The organism is Dysosmobacter sp. HCP28S3_G4 (genome assembly GCF_052065175.1).
GTDB lineage: Bacteria > Bacillota > Clostridia > Oscillospirales > Oscillospiraceae > Oscillibacter.
In genome coordinates this window covers 1-16426 of record NZ_JBQHUP010000052.1, presented here as the reverse complement: position 1 = coordinate 16426, position 16426 = coordinate 1, and the positions used below count along the sequence as shown (strand labels likewise).

The 16426-nt window shown below is 62.0% G+C and carries 13 protein-coding genes and 5 tRNA genes; 4 read left to right on the top strand and 14 right to left on the bottom strand.

From position 1 onward, the window contains the following. Positions 1–136: 136 nt before the first annotated feature. The 11 genes from ACTNBU_RS10805 to ACTNBU_RS10755 all read right to left on the bottom strand — a co-directional run bounded on the left by ACTNBU_RS10805 (position 137) and on the right by ACTNBU_RS10755 (position 8472). Positions 137–649, bottom strand: coding sequence for a nitroreductase family protein (locus ACTNBU_RS10805; protein ID WP_441033868.1), 513 nt, complete (start codon positions 647–649; stop codon positions 137–139). A 68-nt stretch (positions 650–717) separates the two neighbouring features. Then, complete coding sequence (locus ACTNBU_RS10800) at positions 718–1338, bottom strand: lysozyme (protein WP_441033867.1); 621 nt, start codon at positions 1336–1338, stop codon at positions 718–720. After that, positions 1331–1561 (bottom strand): hypothetical protein, encoded by a 231-nt coding sequence (locus tag ACTNBU_RS10795; RefSeq protein ID WP_441033865.1) that lies wholly within the window; start codon positions 1559–1561, stop codon positions 1331–1333. Before ACTNBU_RS10795 ends, ACTNBU_RS10800 begins: the two co-directional genes overlap by 8 nt. After that, positions 1558–1779, bottom strand: coding sequence for a hypothetical protein (locus ACTNBU_RS10790; RefSeq protein WP_441033863.1), 222 nt, complete (start codon positions 1777–1779; stop codon positions 1558–1560). Before ACTNBU_RS10790 ends, ACTNBU_RS10795 begins: the two co-directional genes overlap by 4 nt. After that, on the bottom strand, positions 1776–1991 hold the full coding sequence (locus ACTNBU_RS10785; RefSeq protein ID WP_441033861.1) for a hypothetical protein: 216 nt from the start codon (positions 1989–1991) through the stop codon (positions 1776–1778). Before ACTNBU_RS10785 ends, ACTNBU_RS10790 begins: the two co-directional genes overlap by 4 nt. A gap of 55 nt (positions 1992–2046) precedes the next feature. After that, a complete protein-coding gene (locus ACTNBU_RS10780; RefSeq protein WP_441033860.1) occupies positions 2047–7503 on the bottom strand; it encodes a DUF6273 domain-containing protein in 5457 nt (1818 codons plus the stop codon). 427 nt (positions 7504–7930) lie between these two features. After that, positions 7931–8006: transfer RNA gene (locus tag ACTNBU_RS10775), tRNA-Lys, on the bottom strand. Positions 8007–8056: 50 nt separating this feature from the next. Next, positions 8057–8131 (bottom strand) — tRNA-Gln (locus tag ACTNBU_RS10770). Between the two features lie 50 nt (positions 8132–8181). Beyond that, a tRNA-His gene (locus tag ACTNBU_RS10765) sits at positions 8182–8257 on the bottom strand. A gap of 57 nt (positions 8258–8314) precedes the next feature. Further along, positions 8315–8391: transfer RNA gene (locus ACTNBU_RS10760), tRNA-Arg, on the bottom strand. Positions 8392–8397: 6 nt separating this feature from the next. Continuing rightward, positions 8398–8472: transfer RNA gene (locus ACTNBU_RS10755), tRNA-Gly, on the bottom strand. Between the two features lie 247 nt (positions 8473–8719). Here ACTNBU_RS10755 and ACTNBU_RS10750 point away from each other — a divergent pair. From ACTNBU_RS10750 to ACTNBU_RS10740, 3 genes are read left to right on the top strand one after another with little or no spacing between them, the layout of a single operon-like run. Then, positions 8720–10276 (top strand): ABC transporter ATP-binding protein, encoded by a 1557-nt coding sequence (locus ACTNBU_RS10750; protein ID WP_441033858.1) that lies wholly within the window; start codon positions 8720–8722, stop codon positions 10274–10276. Beyond that, complete coding sequence (locus ACTNBU_RS10745) at positions 10273–11379, top strand: ABC transporter permease (protein WP_441033856.1); 1107 nt, start codon at positions 10273–10275, stop codon at positions 11377–11379. Before ACTNBU_RS10750 ends, ACTNBU_RS10745 begins: the two co-directional genes overlap by 4 nt. Beyond that, positions 11376–12365: an ABC transporter permease gene (locus ACTNBU_RS10740; RefSeq protein ID WP_441033854.1), complete on the top strand. Its 990-nt coding sequence runs from the start codon at positions 11376–11378 to the stop codon at positions 12363–12365. Before ACTNBU_RS10745 ends, ACTNBU_RS10740 begins: the two co-directional genes overlap by 4 nt. A gap of 65 nt (positions 12366–12430) precedes the next feature. Here the strand turns inward: ACTNBU_RS10740 and ACTNBU_RS10735 are convergent, their stop codons facing one another. The 3 genes from ACTNBU_RS10735 to lexA form a co-directional block, all read right to left on the bottom strand. Further along, entirely contained in the window at positions 12431–13738 is a 1308-nt protein-coding gene (locus ACTNBU_RS10735; RefSeq protein WP_441033852.1) for a M23 family metallopeptidase, read from the bottom strand. Further along, positions 13728–14213: an RNA polymerase sigma factor gene (locus ACTNBU_RS10730; RefSeq protein ID WP_441033850.1), complete on the bottom strand. Its 486-nt coding sequence runs from the start codon at positions 14211–14213 to the stop codon at positions 13728–13730. Before ACTNBU_RS10730 ends, ACTNBU_RS10735 begins: the two co-directional genes overlap by 11 nt. 158 nt (positions 14214–14371) lie before the next feature. Further along, complete coding sequence (lexA, locus tag ACTNBU_RS10725; RefSeq protein WP_441033848.1) at positions 14372–14995, bottom strand: transcriptional repressor LexA; 624 nt, start codon at positions 14993–14995, stop codon at positions 14372–14374. 237 nt (positions 14996–15232) lie between these two features. Here lexA and secG point away from each other — a divergent pair, with 237 nt between their 5' ends. Next, on the top strand, positions 15233–15472 hold the full coding sequence (gene secG, locus ACTNBU_RS10720; protein WP_441033846.1) for a preprotein translocase subunit SecG: 240 nt from the start codon (positions 15233–15235) through the stop codon (positions 15470–15472). The last annotated feature ends 954 nt before the right edge of the window (positions 15473–16426 follow it).

The following is a 16426-nucleotide window of genomic DNA, read 5'->3' as shown; positions in this document are numbered from 1 at the left end:
GGGGGGGTGTTTTGGGGCGCGGGGCGGGGATATTTTGGGTGGTTTTTGTTCGGTGTGGATAAACTGACTCGGGGTTTTTTACCACCCCCTGACACCGCCGGATTGTCCGGCGGTGCTTCTTTCCAACGCTGTGTTTTCAGAAGTAGCGGACCAGCTCCTCCAGCGGCTTGCGGTCAGCATGGAGCCGGGAGGGATGGGCGCCCTCCGCCGGATAGCCGATGGGGAGCAGCGCGGTGATGCCCAGCCCCGCCAGCTCCGGGAATGCCGCCTTCAGCTTCTCCGGGTCAAACATCCCCACGTAAGTGGTGCCCAGCCCCAGATCCGCCGCCTGGAGCATCATCTGGGTGGCGGCGATGGCGGCGTCGATCTCGCCATGATCCTTGCCGTCGCCCTCCCGGTGCCAGGATACCGCCGGATCATAGGCCACCACCAGGATCACCGGGGGATGAAAATGCGCTCCCGTGCAGGCGTCCGCCTTCTCCAGCGCCTCCGGGCTCTGAAGGACAAAGATGCGCTGGGGCTGATTGTTGTGGGCAGTGGGCGCATTGCGGCCAGCCTCCAGCACCAGAGCCAGCTTCTCCGGCTCAATGGGCGCCTGGCTGAACTTGCGGAGGGAATAGCGCGCCGCGGACAGCTTTTCAAAATCCATAGGACGTTCTCCTTTATCGTTTGATATCCGGATTTTAGCACACTCCCCCCCGCGCCGCAATCCCTTTGTCAGCCGCCGCCCTGCTTCCGGTGATACCGGAACAGAAAAGCCACCATCTGCTCCCGGGTACAGGGGCTGGAGAGCATCAGATCGCCGTCCTGACTGCCGTTCAGGATGCCGTTGGCCTTCGCCCACTCCACGGCTTCTTTGCTGATTTTCGGTGTGTTGTCCATTTTCGTCTCCTTCCCGATCGGTGTGTTGAACAGCTCCTGCTCCGCCTTGCGCCGCCGCGTAAGACCCGCCAGCGGCTTGCCGCCGGACTTGTTGTACAGCGCCACGGCGGTGCAGATCTGGGGCAGCGTGCGGCCCTTGCAGAGCGTTTTGAGACAGCCCGCGCCGCAGTTGAACGTGAACGAGATGAGGGCGTCCCGCTGGTTGGCATTGAGCTGCGCCGTCAGCGGACAGTATGCAGGGTTGTCCACCGCGTCGGCGAACCGCCGGCAGTCCGCCGCCAGCATGGCGTCCGCCTGCGCCTGGGTGATGGTCTGCCCCTCCCGGACGTCGGGGCCGTAGTGGCCCCAGCCGATGGTCCAATAGGTCTCCGTGGGCACCGGCTTGTAGGCGGTCAGCCGGCATCCCTCAAACTGCTTGATGAGTGCCAGACCGGCCGTACCAATGGGCTTACTCATTCCCGTCGCTCCGCTCCTTTTCCACCGCTGCGGCGTCCACTCTGGCCTCGGCGCCGATGTACGCCACGGCGCTGCCCAGGGCGGTGACGATGCCGCCGATGGTGGTGACCATGTTGGTAATCTCGCTGCCCTCCACGCCGAAGGCCAGGGCCAGTCCGCTGACCACGCCCACCAACGCCAGCAGGAACTTTCGGCTGGTCAGCTTGCGGATGATATCGTTCATTCCCCGTCTTCCCTTTCTCCGGCTCTGTCGCCGGTCACGACCTTGCTGATCTTGATGCCCGCCAGCAGCAGCGCCTCCACGCCGCCTGCCCCCAGGGTGTACTGGATGAGGGTGTCCGGAACGGCCCGGAACCGCCAGAAGGTCACGATCATGCAGGCGATGAACGCCAGCAGGAACGATCCCAGGATGGCCAGCACCCGGTTGGATGTATTCTTCATTTCCCGTCCTCCAGATCCTGAATGCGGTGGTTGATGACCTTGATCTGTTCCTCCACCACCGGCACACGGCGGGCGAAGTTGTTGTGTTCCCGGACCTCACGGGTCAGCTCCTCCAGCTTCGTGTCCGTGACGGCCTGGGCCTTGCCGTTGGAAATCAGCACGCCCAGCAGCGTGATACCGCCGGTGATGAGCGCCACGATGATCTCACTCATTCTTGAATTCCTTTCTTGCTGTTTTTCTCTCCGGCGCCTGCCGCCGCAAAGCGGATCAGGTGCAGAAGCCAAGGGCAATGCCGCACGCATTGTGTGGGACCTGGTAGTCGGACACTCCTGCAGGAGACACAAAATGGAAAGCGTTGCGGGCCTTCGCAGAGCGCAACCACCACCCGAGGCTTGTACCGTCGGCTTTCGTTTTGGCTCGCTTTGCATTTGTATCCTCGAACAGGGTATGGTAAGCAGAAGAACTGCCAGTCACTTCTTCCTTGCTCGGAATCCACACGTCGTCTGTCGTGGTCTGTGTTACTACTGTTTTGCCGTCGGATTGAAAGGATGGCTGCGTCTTTGTGACATCCTTTATCGCATTTTGCACCGTCTCGGGGATCAGCGGCTTCACAGTGGATTTCAGATACGAGCGCATCGCGCAGATCTCCCATCCGCCGATTGTACCAGTACCTTCCTGGTAATTGCCGCTTGAGCCACTTGATGAGGGGTTCATCATATGGCTGGTTGCCAGAAGCTCTCTGCTGATCCAGGTAACAGGTGCCTTTCCGCTGCCGTCCGCCAGGTCATCCGTATCGAATGCCGCGATCTGCATATTGACGATTCCTTCCGTTCCGAGGTCAATCGGCTTGTAGTTGCCGACGTTGTATCTGGTGCTGTAAGTTCCGTCGCTGATCGCCGCGATGATCTCCTCCCAGGAATCCGTGATCTCCACAGCCTCTGCCGGACTCCGGAAGGCAGCCGTATAGGTCGTATTGCCGGTGACCGGCCCAACTTCGGGAGACCAGCCTTTGAACTCCCACCCGTTGGTCTCGTCCACAGGCGTGCTGCCGTTGTAGGTCGGCGTTGTGCCGTATGGCACGTTGGTGTCCTTCTCCAGTGTGGTGCTGCCGTTCATCCAGGTCACCGTGTAAGTCCGCACCGTGGCCGTGAACGATGCGTAGACGCTCCGGTCCGCTGTAACGGCGTTCAGCGCCGTGCTGTCCGCGCTGCCGCCGGGCGTCCTGCTCCATCCGGCGAAGGTGTAGCTGTACTGGGCGGTGCTGGTCTTGGCGGGGGTGCTGCCGTCGTAGACGCCGTCGCCGCCGTCCGCCACCGACACGGTGCGCAGGAGCGTCGTTCCGGTATCATTGTAGAAGCGCAGGCGGGAGGTGATGTGCTGATACGCCACGGTGATGCCGGGATACCGGCTGTTCACCTCCGCCAGCTGTGCGCCGGTGATGCTGCCCACCCGGACAGTGCCGCTCATCTGAGCGATGTCTACGTTGTTACCCTGCTCGTCCAGGCCCCGCATGGTGTCCAGCGTGTCGCACAGCGCCAGGATGTCCGCCGCGTCGTCGAAGCTCCAGTCGAAGCCGATGAGCCGCACCCGGGAGTTGGCGGGAATGGCCGCCAGAATATCCCGGGAAGGCACCGCGCTGCTGACGTTCTCCAGCCGCAGGGTGGTGATGCTGCCGTATCCCGGCAGCCGGAAATCCGTGATGCCCGGCTGGTTCCGGATGGTCAGGTTGGTGACGGTCTCCGGTAGATGCAGCACCTTCAGAATGCCGCCGTTGGGCAGCGTGCAGCCGGTGATGGCCGTGCCGTCGAAGTAGACGTTCTCCAGGCCCGTGCAGCCGGAGAGGTCCACCGCCTGGGTCAGGTTGGGGCAGTTGCGCACGTCGATGGTTTTCATCAGCACGTTGTTGCCAAGGTACAGCTCCGTCAGGTTGGGGTTTTCGTAGGTGTCGGCGCTGTCTCCCAGCTTCAGGCTCTGGAGCTTGGTGGCCATGGAGAACTCCGCATAGCCCACCTTCAGGCCGGACAGATCGCCGATGTTCTTGATCTGGCTGGCGGAGTAGACGTAGATCTCCGTGTCGTTGACGTTGTCCAGGGGACACGCCAGCGTATAGCTGCCGCCCCGCAGAGCCCGGGCCTGGACCAGATAGCTGCCGTACTTCACGCTGGCGTAGATGTCCGCGTAGGGCGTCACGGTGATGTCGCTCTTTGCGTAGCCCCGGAGGGTGATGACGTCGGACAGGGCGTCTCCGGCGTTGTACTTGCTGTCCATGTACCGGAAGCGGTTATACAGCCACCACTTCCGCTGCTCCGCCTTGCTGCCCTGGAGCATGGTGAGATAGGCGCCGGAGCCGTCGGTGAACAGGGGCTCCAGGTACTTGAAGTAGCTGTCCTCGTTGAAGACGGCCTCCGGCCATTTGGACTGATGGGCCTCGAACCGGGCCTCCGTGTCATCATAGCTCAGCTTCCCCTGGCTCCGGAGGGTCTGGTACATAGCCATGATCTCGTCGTGGAAGGCGTCCCGCAGATTCGTCCACAGCACGCTGTTCTGGCCGTTGAACACGTCCGCCGTGCCTACCTTGTCGATGTCCTCCAGCTCATAACCAAAGGCCAGCTGGCCCTCGTTGTTGATGCCCATGGCGGTATCCATATCGTAGGGTAGCCAGCACCACTTGTCCCCGCCCAGCATGGACGGGAAGGCGTTCTTGGCCCGGGAATCCACCATCAGAAACAACTCCGTGAACAGGTAGTAGAACAGGGCGCTGTCCACGTTCATGTAGTTGGCGAGCTCATTCCTGAACTTGGCCAGCCGTGCCGCCTTTTCCTCATCGGTGGTCACGGCGCTCCGGTCGGTGGTCTTCAGCCAGGACGCCAGCGCCGCCAGATGGGCGGCGTCTGTGTTCTCCTCCGGATACCGGGCCTCGAAGTCGTTTTGCCAGTCCGTGCCGGTGAAGTCGTCGCTTTTCCACAGCACCCGGTCGCTGGTGTTATTGAGAATTTCCCAGCTCTCGTCTCCGTCCGCGAAGCCGAAGACCTCCGGCGTGCCCTTGTCGTTGTTGAAGTTGTACTTGCCGATGAACTTCGGCCCGTCTCCCGCGTCATGGAATACCACAATGGGGAAGCCGTCGATGCCCTGGCGCACGGTGCTGTCTGCCTCCTGAGGCGGCGTCCGGTAGGGGCAGGCCTCGTTGTACAGCCGCACCAGCTCCACGTTGTTGGCGCCCTCGCTGGACGCCACGTCCGCCTTGAAGGTGAATGTGTCCGTGGTCACGCTGTCGCTCCGCAGCTGGTATGTGGGGCTGGTCGTCCCATTCTTCGTGAAGCCGCCCTTGAACTTGATTTTGTAGTTCTTCCGTGCGTAATACTGGGAGCTGGTGCCCTGCACGTCCGCCTGGGCGCCGGTGAAGGTAAAGCTGTTCCCCGGTGTCACCGGGTCTACATACCGGCCAGAGACGGTCTTTTTGTCGCCCTTGTACTGGGGCAGCTGCGCCGCCTCCAGAATCAGATAGGGCAGGTCTTGGGGCAGCTGATCAATGACGATCTGGCTGTAATCGTCAAACACCTTATTCCGGTCGTACCGCTCCTTCTTGGTCAGGCCCACCTGGGTGTCCGCGATCCAGTTGTCCAGCACCTGGAACCGGGTCAGGTCGTTGTCGTAGACCCGGATGCAGTAGACGTCCGTGGTGCAAGCGTTGGATCCTATGGAGATGCCCACAGGCGCACTCTGGGAGAAGTCATCGTCGGTTGGGTACTGGACGGCGCCGGAGAGAATGCCGTTGATGTAGACCAGCAGCAACCGGTACTCGCTGCGCTTCTGCACCACGAAGGCCAGCCGCACGTGCTCGTCCTCCTTGTACTGGGTGGAAATCTCGCTCTGCTCAGACTTCAGCAGGGCCTTCTGGGCCGTGATCTTCAGGCCCCGGTCACCGGACCAGCAGGAGATCACCACGGCATCATAGTCCAGCACATCCCGGGTGGCGAACTCCACCTCGATGGTCTTGCCGGTGGTCCGGAAGTCCTGGGCAAAGATGTTCAGCGGGATGGTCACCCGGGCATCACCGGCCACCCGCAGGGCTGTGATACCATCCTCGTCGGCCTTCCACCCATCGGAGGTCCAGTTAAAGCCCGTCAGCTCCGCGCTGACGCCGCCGCTCTGCCACACGCCGGGGTCCTCCTCGTTGTTGCTGCGGCCGTAGCTGGACAGATACAGCGCCAGACTGTCCGTCTCCGCAGCAACATCAATAGTGCTTTCGGCCACCGTCAGGCGGATGAGCTTGATGGCGTTTCCGCAGGTGATGGACAGCGTCAGGTCTCCCGCCTCGTCCGCCCGGTAGGTCCACAGCTGCTCCGTCCGGTCCACCGTCAGGGACGCGACGGTCTCCGCGCCGGCCTTCAGCGTCACCGGTGCCGTCAGGCCGGCGGGGTCGTAGACGATGTAGGGGACGGCGATGCTGTCGAACTGCTCCGCCGCGGCCTGCCGGAAGCTAGTTGCGATGATGGGGGTGGTGTTCCCGTCCTCCACGCAGATGAGATCGTAGTACAGGTGGTTGGACTCCACCGTCTCCCCGTCCACCTCCGCCGTGAACCACACCTCGAAGGGATGGTCCCCGTGGGACTGGGCAGGGATGGTCATGGTCTGCTGCCGCCCGGAGGCCGTCACCGTGGCGGTGTCCAGCTCCGCGCCGTCCAGCAGGAAATGGACGGTCTTCTCCGCCGCGCCGGTGGGGACGTAGGGGTACGTGATCTCCCCGGAACAGGCCACAGAATCGTCGAAGCTGCTCTCCAGCGTCAGGGAAACCGTGGTAATGTTGAAATTCAGACTGCGGGCGTTGCCGTACACGTCCGTGACCCTGATCTTCACGGAGGCGCTGCCCACGGGGAGCCACGGGCCCACGTCGATGGTCAGGTCTCCCTGGGCGACCTGGGCGGTGTGCTTCAGCGAACCGGCCACCGTGACCTGCAAGACGCCGCTGCCGGTGGCCAGGTCGTTCTCCAGGCTGGACCAGTTGATGGACAGAGGGCACGCCGCGCCGCAGGCGATGGACCTGTAGATCCAGCCGGTGGTGTTGGTGAGGGTCAGGATGGCGTTGTTGCTCTCCCCGCCGCCGCTGCCTCCGCCGCCGGACGTAATGACCTTGATGCCGTCGCCGATGCGCTCCCCGCCGGAGGTCAGATACAGCAGGCCCTCCGTCTCGTCGAACTCCAGATTGTCGCCCTTGGCGTCGATGCGGGCGTTGAGCTGGTCCGCGTCCACGCTGTCCGCGTTCTGTTTGCTCCGGGCGGCGCTGGCGGACGCCGCCTCCGCGCTCTCCGCCGCCGCGGCCGCGCTCTCCTCCGCCTGCGCCGCCGCGGCCCGGGCCCGTTTCTCCGCCTGACTGAAGGCGCTGGGCACCTCCGGCCAGTTGGCGTCGCCGGACATGCTCTCCGGGATGTAGACGGAGATCATGTTCGTGTGGCGCTTTGTCACGCCGTCGGCGCGAAGAGTGCCTGCCAGCTGCAATTTGCAGTACCCAGCCACGGACAGCTGCCGCGCCGTCAGCACCACGCCCACGCCGCCCTCTATGGGGGACAAATCGATGACGTCGAAGTTCTCCCCGGCCCGGACCAGCAGCTGCCAGTCCCAGCCCTCCGGCGCGCCGCTGACGGTCAGCGTCCGGGAGAGATGGTCATATTGCCGGGCCAGGATCTGCCCGTCGGTTTTCAGCTCCCAATTTTCAAATACGAGCATTTGGTTTCATCACCTCAATTCCCAGGTATTTTTGCAGGCCGTTTGTCCGCCGCCGTGCAAAGAAACGGATTTTTCCCCACCGGTCTTCTCTGCGCTCCCCGCCGCGCATCGCCGGAAAGGCGCAAAAAATCCCCGGAACCGGCGGTTCCGGGGATTCTGTATGCTGTATGGGAGCGCCGCTTCCGGTTATTCCTCCTCGATCTCAATGCACTCCGTGAAGAACTGGGCCAGGCTTGGCCATACCATAACCATAAAACCCGCCGCCGGAAAAGGGCCGCGGGAAAATGCAAACCATTTTGCTATGCAGGCTTCGCCGCTCCCAGCCGCAAAGTACAAAAACCCGGGCCGAAGGGACCACGAAGGGACCACAACGAGAATTCCGGAAAAAGCGCAAACCCTAGAACCGTTGCGGTTCTAGGGTTTGCGCTGGTGACCCGGCGGGGATTCGAACCCCGGACCCACTGCTTAAAAGGCAGTTGCTCTGCCGACTGAGCTACCGGGTCACATCTTCTGTATGTGGGGTTTATCTCAAGCGCCGCCGCGCTGTCATTTCTGGCTGGGACGGCTGGACTCGAACCAGCGGATGAGGGAGTCAAAGTCCCTTGCCTTACCACTTGGCGACGCCCCAATAAACGGAATCGAGGGGATCGGGGTTACCCCGCTCCCCTCGTCCTTTTCTGGGGTGGGTGATGGGACTCGAACCCACAACACCTGGAACCACAATCCAGTGCTCTGCCAGTTGAACTACACCCACCACATCTGATCTTCCGCCGCATGAGAAGCGCTGTTCCGACTCGCTCCAAGAGGAGGATGGTACGCCAGAAGGGACTCGAACCCCTGGCCCACTGCTTAGAAGGCAGTTGCTCTATCCACCTGAGCTACTGGCGCGAATATTGGAGCAGGTGACGAGAATCGAACTCGCATCCCCAGCTTGGAAGGCTGGTGCCCTGACCATTGTGCTACACCTGCATTCGCCCTCCGAGGAATCGTCAGCTTGATAAGAATAGCACGGAAATTGCCGGATGTCAAGAGGTTTTTAAAAAATACTCCCGTCCCATCCTTTTTCCTGTTTTTTAATTTACAACCGCCGGGAAGCATGCTAAAATATAAAAATAGTTTAGGTGCTCTCAATTTCTTTTTTGGTGCCCCTCCACATCCCCGGAAAACGCGGCATCCCGGCACCTTCCCATGGATTTTCCGCCATACGGCAGAAAGGATGGTCTTCTTGGAAACTGTTGCAGCGGTCCAATTACGAAACATCACCAAACGGTTCGGCAGCGTCACAGCCAACGACAGCATCTCCCTGGATATCAACCGCGGGGAGATCTTATCCCTGCTGGGAGAAAACGGCAGCGGCAAGACCACCCTGATGAACATGCTGGCCGGCATCTACTTCCCCGACGAGGGCGAGATCCTGGTGAACGGCGTCCCCGTCACCATTGCCTCCCCCAAGGACGCCTTCGCCTGCGGCATTGGCATGATCCATCAGCACTTCAAACTGGTGGACGTGTTCACCGCCGCGGAGAACATCGTCCTGGGCCTGGATGAGGGCCGTCTGGATCTGAAGGCCGCCTCCGCCCGGATCACCGCCATCTGCGAGAAATACGGCTTCCACATCGACCCCGGCAAGAAAGTCTACGACATGTCCGTGTCGGAGAAGCAGACCGTGGAGATCGTGAAGGTCCTCTACCGCGGCGCGGACATTCTCATTCTGGATGAGCCCACCGCCGTGCTGACGCCCCAGGAGACCGACCGTCTCTTCGACGTCATGCGGAACATGAAGGCCGACGGCAAGGCCATGGTCATCATCACCCACAAGCTCCACGAGGTCATGGACGTGTCCGACCGGGTGGCGGTGCTGCGGAAGGGCCAGTACATCGGCGACGTGGCCACGAAGGACACCTCTCCCCAGGCATTGACGGACATGATGGTGGGCCACGCCGTCACGCTGAACATCGACCGTCCGGAGCCCAAGGACCCCACCCCCCGGCTGGAGGTAAAGGGCCTGACGGTGTTCGACGAGCTGGGCGTCCGGCGGCTGGACAATGTGAGCTTCACCGCCATGGGCGGCGAGATCCTGGGCATCGCCGGCATCGCCGGCTCCGGTCAGAAGGAGCTGCTGGAGTCCATCGCGGGCCTCCAGCCCCTGCAGCCCGGCGCCTCCGTTCTCTATCACCCCCTGGACAGCGACGCCTCCGCCCCCGGCGTGGAGCTGGTGGGCAAGACGCCTCTCCAGATCAAGAAAGCCGGCGTTTCCCTGGCCTTCGTGCCGGAGGACCGTCTGGGCATGGGCCTGGTGGGCTCCCTGGGCATGACCGGCAACATGCTGCTGCGCAGTTACCGGAAGGGCCACGGCGTCTTCACCGACCGCAAGGCCCCCAAAAAGCTGGCGGAGGAAGTCATGGAGGAGCTGGACGTGGTGACGCCCAGCGTCAGCTTCCCCGTACGGCGGCTGTCCGGCGGCAACGTGCAGAAGGTGCTGGTGGGCCGTGAGATCGCCCAGGAGCCCTCTGTGCTGATGACGGCCTACGCCGTCCGGGGCCTGGACATCAACACCTCCTATACCATTTACAATCTGCTGACGGAGCAGAAGATGAAGGGCGTGGCCGTCATCTATGTCGGCGAGGACCTGGACGTGCTGCTGGAGCTGTGCGACCGGATCCTGGTGCTGTGCGGCGGCCAGGTCAGCGGCGTGGTGGACGGCCGCACCACCACCAAGGAGGAGGTGGGTCTGCTGATGACCCGCTTCAACAAGAAGGAGGCGCAGGCATGAGTCAGATCAAACAGGGCCATGAGCCCCTTCTGCGGATCGCCAAGCGGGACGGCATCTCCCGCTCCAAGGCCTACACCATCCGCATCGTCGCCGTCCTGCTGTCCCTGGTGGTCAGCGGCATCTTCATCTTCGCCGTCACCAAGCTGAATCCCCTGGAGGTCTACGAGGCCATTTACGACGGCGCCCTGGGCACCACCAAGCGGTCCTGGGTCACCATCCGGGACACCATGATGTTGCTGTGCATCGGCGTGGGCCTGGCCCCCGCCTTCAAGATGCGGTTCTGGAACATCGGCGCCGAAGGCCAGATCCTGGTGGGCGGCATCATCACTGCCGGCTTCATGCGGGCCTACGGAGACTCCATCTCCACCCCCGCCCTGCTGGTGCTGATGGCCGTCATGAGCCTGGTGGCCGGCTGCGTGTGGGGCGTCATCCCCGCCGCCTTCAAGGCCTACTGGAACACCAACGAGACCCTGTTCACCCTGATGATGAACTACGTGGCCATTCAGATCACCAGCTACTTCGTGGCCCTGTGGGAGAATCCCAAGGGCTCCAACACCGTGGGCGTCATCAATCAGGCGTCCAAGGGCGGCTGGTTCCCCAAACTGTTCGGCCAGGAATACGCCCTGAACGTGATCCTGGTGCTGGCCATCGCCATCGGCATGTACATCTACCTGAAGTACTCCAAGCAGGGCTATGAGATCACCGTGGTGGGCGACAGCGAGAACACCGCCCGGTACGCGGGCATCAACGTGAAGAAGGTCACCATCCGCACCATGGCCATCTCCGGCGCCATCTGCGGTCTGGCGGGCTTCATCGCCGTGGCCGGCGCGTCTCACACCATCTCCACCACCACCGCCGGAGGCCGGGGCTTCACCGCCATCATCGTGGCGTGGCTGGCCCAGTTCAACTCCTTCGTGATGATCCTGATCTCCTTCCTGCTGGTGTTCCTGCAAAAGGGCGCCATCCGCATCGCCTCCCAGTTCAACCTCAACGACTACGCGTCCAACGTCATCACCGGCATCATCCTGTTCTTCATCCTGGGCAGCGAGTTCTTCATCAACTACCGGATCATCTTCCGCGGCGGAAAGGAGGCGGCGAAATGAGTGTTTCCCAGCTGTTCCAGCTTTTGCAGTCCGCCGTGGTCTTCGGCACAGTCATCATGTTCGGCGCCCTGGGCGAGATCCTGACGGAGAAGTCCGGCAACCTGAACCTGGGCGTCCCCGGCATCATGTATCTGGGCGGCATCGCGGGCCTTGCGGCATCCTTCTTCTATGAGTTCAACAACCCCGACCCCAACCGGTGGGTGTGCCTCATCATCTCCTTCATCGCAGCCTTCATCGCCGCGGCCCTGGGTGGATTGCTGTACAGTTTCCTGACCATCACCCTCCGGGCCAACCAGAACGTCACCGGCCTGACGCTGACCATCTTCGGCGGCGGCGTGGCCAACTTCTTCGGCGGCAGCCTCAGCACCATGGCCGGCGGCGTGGGCCAGATCTCCGTGTCCGCCACCAGCAGCATCTACAAGGCCAACATCGCCAACGCCGTGGGCATGGGCTCCGTGGGCTCCCTGTTCTTCAGCTACGGCTTCATGGTGTATCTGGCCATCGTCACGGCGATGATCATGCACCTGTTCCTGACCCGCACCCGGCCGGGCCTGAACCTCCGGGCCGTGGGCGAGAATCCCGCCACCGCCGACGCCGCGGGCATCAACGTCACCCGGTACAAGTATCTGGCCACCTGCATCGGCGCCGGCGTCTCCGGCATGGGCGGCCTTTACTACACCATGGACTACATCAAGGGCACCTGGGCCAACGACGGCACCATCGAAGCCCTGGGCTGGCTGGCGGTGGCGCTGGTCATCTTCGCCACCTGGCGGCCCCTGAATGCCATCTGGGGCTCCTATCTGTTCGGCCTGCTGTACTGGATGTTCCTGTACATCCCCGGCCTGGGCCGCCGGACCATGGAGCTGTTCAAGATGCTCCCCTACGTGGTGACCATCGCGGTGCTGATCTTCATCTCCCTGCGGAAGAAGCGGGAGAACCAGCCCCCGGCCAGTCTGGGCCTGGCCTACTTCCGGGAAGAACGGTAAGCCGGGCGAGCCTGCTATACGCAACAGAGCGCCGCTGCGTAGGGCCGGGGCGCTCCTTTTTCCCTCTACTCCGCCCGCAGCGTCTCCCGGATGGCGCTGTCGAAATAGGCCACCGGATTCTGGGCCTGGCCGTCCTGCCGGACCTCAAAGTGGAGATGGGGGCCGGTGGACATCCCCGTGGAGCCCACGGCGGCGATCCGCTCCCCGGCCTTCACGGTATCCCCCTCCGCCGCGTCGATGTGCAGGCATTGGCCGTACAGCGTGGTCAGGCCGCCGCCGTGGTCCACCACCAGATAGTTCCCCCGCTCCGCGCTGTACCCCGCCTCGGCAACGGTGCCGTCCGCTGCCGCCAGAACGGGCGTTCCCTGCTCCGCCGGGATGTCGATGCCGCTGTGGAAACGGCCGTTGGCGGCGCCGTAGGGAAAGCTGAGACTGACAGTGCGGCTGCCCTCCACCGGCCAGGCAAACCAGCGGCTGTCCGTCTCAGACGCGGCGTAGAGGCCGCAGTACGCGCCGGTCTCACCCTCCAGGGCGGGCAGCAGGGAGACGCTGCCGTCCTCGTTCTCCGTCCGCGACAGCGCCCCCGCGGACAGACGGTAGCGGGCGGACCGCTCCGCCCCGTCCTCAAAGAGGGCCGTCACCTCCAGCGCCGCCCCGTCCAGGGCGTCCAGGCAGGCCCGGACCGTCGCTTCAATGTCCTGTTCCCGCGACCCGCCCCAGGGGACATCCACCCACAGGCCGTAGCGCGCCGCCGGGTCATAGTCCTCCGTCACCTGAGCGCCCAAACGAGTCATCTCCCGGAAGGTCCAGCTGCCGTCCGCGCCCTCTTGTGTCATGTGGCATGTTCCTCCCCCGGCCTTGCAGGACAGCATCAGCGTCTCTGCCTCCTGCTCCGTCAGGCCCGTCTGCTCCCGCCAGCGGTAAAACTCCCCCCGGTCCAGGGTCAGAGAGACTTGCCGGATGCCCTGGCCGGTGAGCTCCAGCAGGCACCCCGTATAGCTGCCGCTGCCGGTGGAGATCCGCCGCTCCGGATCCATCCCCAGGGCAAAGGCCAGCCCGCCGTTGGCGTTGGGCGCTGCCGTCTCCCCGGTGTCCGCCGCCAGGGCGGTCAGGCCGAAGGTGTACGCCAGGGGCACCGGCAGGCCCTCATCATACGTCACACGCTCCTCCGCCGGACGCGGACGCACAGTGCCCAGCACCAGCGCCAGGGCGCAGGCGGCGCACACCGCCCCCCGCAGCAGAGGACGCCACCGCCGTCCCGCCGGACGGCTCGTTCCGGCCCGCTCCGTCCTCCGGGCGGCGTCCAGCACCCGGCCGTTGAGTTCTTCGGGAACGGTGATGCGTTCTGTCAGCTTCCGATAGTCATTCTCCATCATCATAACCTCCCAACAGGTCTTTCAGCTTCAGACGGGCCCTGCGGAGCCGGGTGCGGACCGTGGCCGCGGGGACGCCCAGCAGCCGGGCGGTCTCCTCCGTGCCGTAGCCCTCGGCGTAGTGGAGATGCACCACCGTCCGCAGCTTCTCCGGCAGACGGCCCACCGCCTCCCACAGCTCCGCCGCCTGACGGTCGGTTTCGCCCGCCAGCTCCGGGACGGCCTCCAGGGGTAGCACCGGGCGCCGCAGACGGAACCGGTGCAGATCCGCGCAGCGGTTCAGGGCGGTGCGGATGAGCCACGCTTTCAGATGCTCGCCGTCCCAGTCCCGGTCCGGCTCCTGGAGCAGCCGCAGGAACACGTCCTGATATACGTCCTCCGCATCCTGGACGTTCTGCATACGGCACAGGGCCAGCCGGTACACCATATCCCCGTGGGCCGCCATGACGTCCCGGAGAAAACGCTCCTGTTCCATTCCGGGCCCCTCCTCTCCTGTGTTTTGAAAGCAGCTTTCATCTGCAACACGTCTGGATACGACGGAATGTTCCCACCCACAGAAAATTTTCCCCATTTCCCGGACGCGGGCAAAAAACGCCCGCCTGCTTGCGGCAGGCGGGTGTGATCGGTCAGCTGTCAGTCGTATCTGCGGATCACGGCGATGACCCGGCCCAGGATGCTGGCGTATGTACCGTCGATGGGCTGATAGTCCTCGTTCTCCGGCAGCAGCCAAACATGGCCGTTCCGGCGGGAGAACCGCTTCACCGTGGCCTCGTCCTCCAGCAGCGCCACCACGATCTCGCCGTTGTTGGCCACCGGCTGACGGCGCACCACCACCAGATCGCCGCTGAGGATCCCGGCGTTGATCATGGAGTCGCCCCGGACGCGGAGGGCAAAGTACTCCTCCGGCCTGCCGCCGGTGTCGAAGGCCAGATAGTCCTCGATGCACTCCTCCGCCAGAATGGGGCTGCCCGCGGCCACGTTACCCAGGATGGGCACCCGGTCCGCCGGAGGCTCCGGCACGGCAGCGGGAGCTTCCGGTTCGTCCCGACGGGTCAGGGCGATGGCGCGGCCCTTTCCGGCCCCCTTCTCGATGTAGCCCGCCTCCTCCAGATGCTTCAGGTGGAAGTGGACGGTGGAGGGAGACTTCAATCCCACGGCCTCCCCGATCTCCCGGACGGAGGGGGCGTAACCCTGTTCCCGGATGAAGTCCGCCAGGTAATCATAGATCCTCTGCTGCATTTTGGAAAGTTCCCGCATGATTTTCCTCCTTTGGAACGCGGCAGTAAAAACACTTGTTCGATGGTATGATACTACATTTCCGGACGGTTTGCAAACATTTGTTCTGATTTTTTGAATTTTTTTATTGTGGGAGAATTTTTGAAAAAAAGCGGCTTTTCCCTTGCTATTCCCGAAAGACTATGCTAAAATAAAGCTCTGTAAAATGAGAACGTGCGCGGAGTAGAGCGCCGTTGAACGATTTGGAGGTTTCCGTTTATGACTGGTGCATTTTTAGCTGTTGTGATCCTGCAGGTGCTCTGCGGCCTGTTCCTGATTCTGGTGGTCCTGTTCCAGTCCGGCAAGAGCGCCGGTCTGTCCGGTTCCATCGGCGGCGTGGCTGACTCCTTCCTGGCCAAGAACAAGGCCAAGACTGCCGACGCCAAGCTGGCGAGAGCCACCAAGTGGGTGGGCGCCGTGTTCGTGCTGCTGACCCTGATCCTGAACATCATGCAGTAAGCTGCTCATCAAGAAAATGCGTCCCTGCCCTAACGCGCGGTGGTCGTAGGACAGCCAACAGTCACAGCAGTTTGCTCTGCTGTGGCTGTTCTTGTATTTGATCCTGTTATGTGATAGCATGGTACTGAACAGACCTACAAATCGGGATTTGAAGGGAGAGCAGATATATGAACGTCTTGCTATATTTAGGCATATTTTGGACGCTCTATGGCCTTGCTGGATTATTAGGTTGGCAACGCATAAACAATAAATACAAGGGATACGATTGGACAAAGAAGTATATTAGATGTCTCGGTATATCATGGTTGATGCTTGGAATCCCATGTCTTATTTTTTCAAGACTATATGAGGCAGGCTACAATACAAGGAGCATGTTTGTATTGATGTGTGTTTGTATGTTGCCATCGCTTATTTTCACAATAGCAGTTGAAAAAAAGTTTAATGCTAAAATCAAAGACACGCAGAGATAACAAAGTAAATTCCAGTTTGTCGAACAGATAAGAGCGCACTTCTATACACCTTCCGGTGTACTGTGCGATCTGCGATTTTGCGACGCACCAAAGCCTCCCTTTACACAAGGGAGCCCTGGGCGCTGCCGCGCCAGTGCATAACATAAAAACCGACCTATGATCGTAACCATAGGTCGGTTTAACTGTTTTACGAACCCTGCCCCAACGGGCAGGGACGTTTTTTGTGCAGTCTTGCGGCCTCTGACCGCCTGTTCCTGCGCGGTCCATCCGGCGCTATCCGGCAGACGCGCCACAGGCTGCTGCTCCGCGGAGCGGTGGACGTTTTCCATAGAACGTCTCCGGAAACGGGCACGCTCCGGTAAAATATCTACTATAATGTCTGCTGAATAATTGAAAAATCCTTACAGTGCAAGCTGTTGAGGCTGATTTGTGATATGATAAGAGTATCAAAAAACGCAAGAATCAGGTAAAAACCTTGCACTTG

Coding starts and splice junctions, on each gene's coding strand:
- ACTNBU_RS10805 (WP_441033868.1), bottom strand. CDS start 649: ATGGATTTTGAAAAGCTGTCCGCGGCGCGCTATTCCCTCCGCAAGTTC.
- ACTNBU_RS10800 (WP_441033867.1), bottom strand. CDS start 1,338: ATGAGTAAGCCCATTGGTACGGCCGGTCTGGCACTCATCAAGCAGTTT.
- ACTNBU_RS10795 (WP_441033865.1), bottom strand. CDS start 1,561: ATGAACGATATCATCCGCAAGCTGACCAGCCGAAAGTTCCTGCTGGCG.
- ACTNBU_RS10790 (WP_441033863.1), bottom strand. CDS start 1,779: ATGAAGAATACATCCAACCGGGTGCTGGCCATCCTGGGATCGTTCCTG.
- ACTNBU_RS10785 (WP_441033861.1), bottom strand. CDS start 1,991: ATGAGTGAGATCATCGTGGCGCTCATCACCGGCGGTATCACGCTGCTG.
- ACTNBU_RS10780 (WP_441033860.1), bottom strand. CDS start 7,503: ATGCTCGTATTTGAAAATTGGGAGCTGAAAACCGACGGGCAGATCCTG.
- ACTNBU_RS10750 (WP_441033858.1), top strand. CDS start 8,720: ATGGTCTTCTTGGAAACTGTTGCAGCGGTCCAATTACGAAACATCACC.
- ACTNBU_RS10745 (WP_441033856.1), top strand. CDS start 10,273: ATGAGTCAGATCAAACAGGGCCATGAGCCCCTTCTGCGGATCGCCAAG.
- ACTNBU_RS10740 (WP_441033854.1), top strand. CDS start 11,376: ATGAGTGTTTCCCAGCTGTTCCAGCTTTTGCAGTCCGCCGTGGTCTTC.
- ACTNBU_RS10735 (WP_441033852.1), bottom strand. CDS start 13,738: ATGGAGAATGACTATCGGAAGCTGACAGAACGCATCACCGTTCCCGAA.
- ACTNBU_RS10730 (WP_441033850.1), bottom strand. CDS start 14,213: ATGGAACAGGAGCGTTTTCTCCGGGACGTCATGGCGGCCCACGGGGAT.
- lexA (WP_441033848.1), bottom strand. CDS start 14,995: ATGCGGGAACTTTCCAAAATGCAGCAGAGGATCTATGATTACCTGGCG.
- secG (WP_441033846.1), top strand. CDS start 15,233: ATGACTGGTGCATTTTTAGCTGTTGTGATCCTGCAGGTGCTCTGCGGC.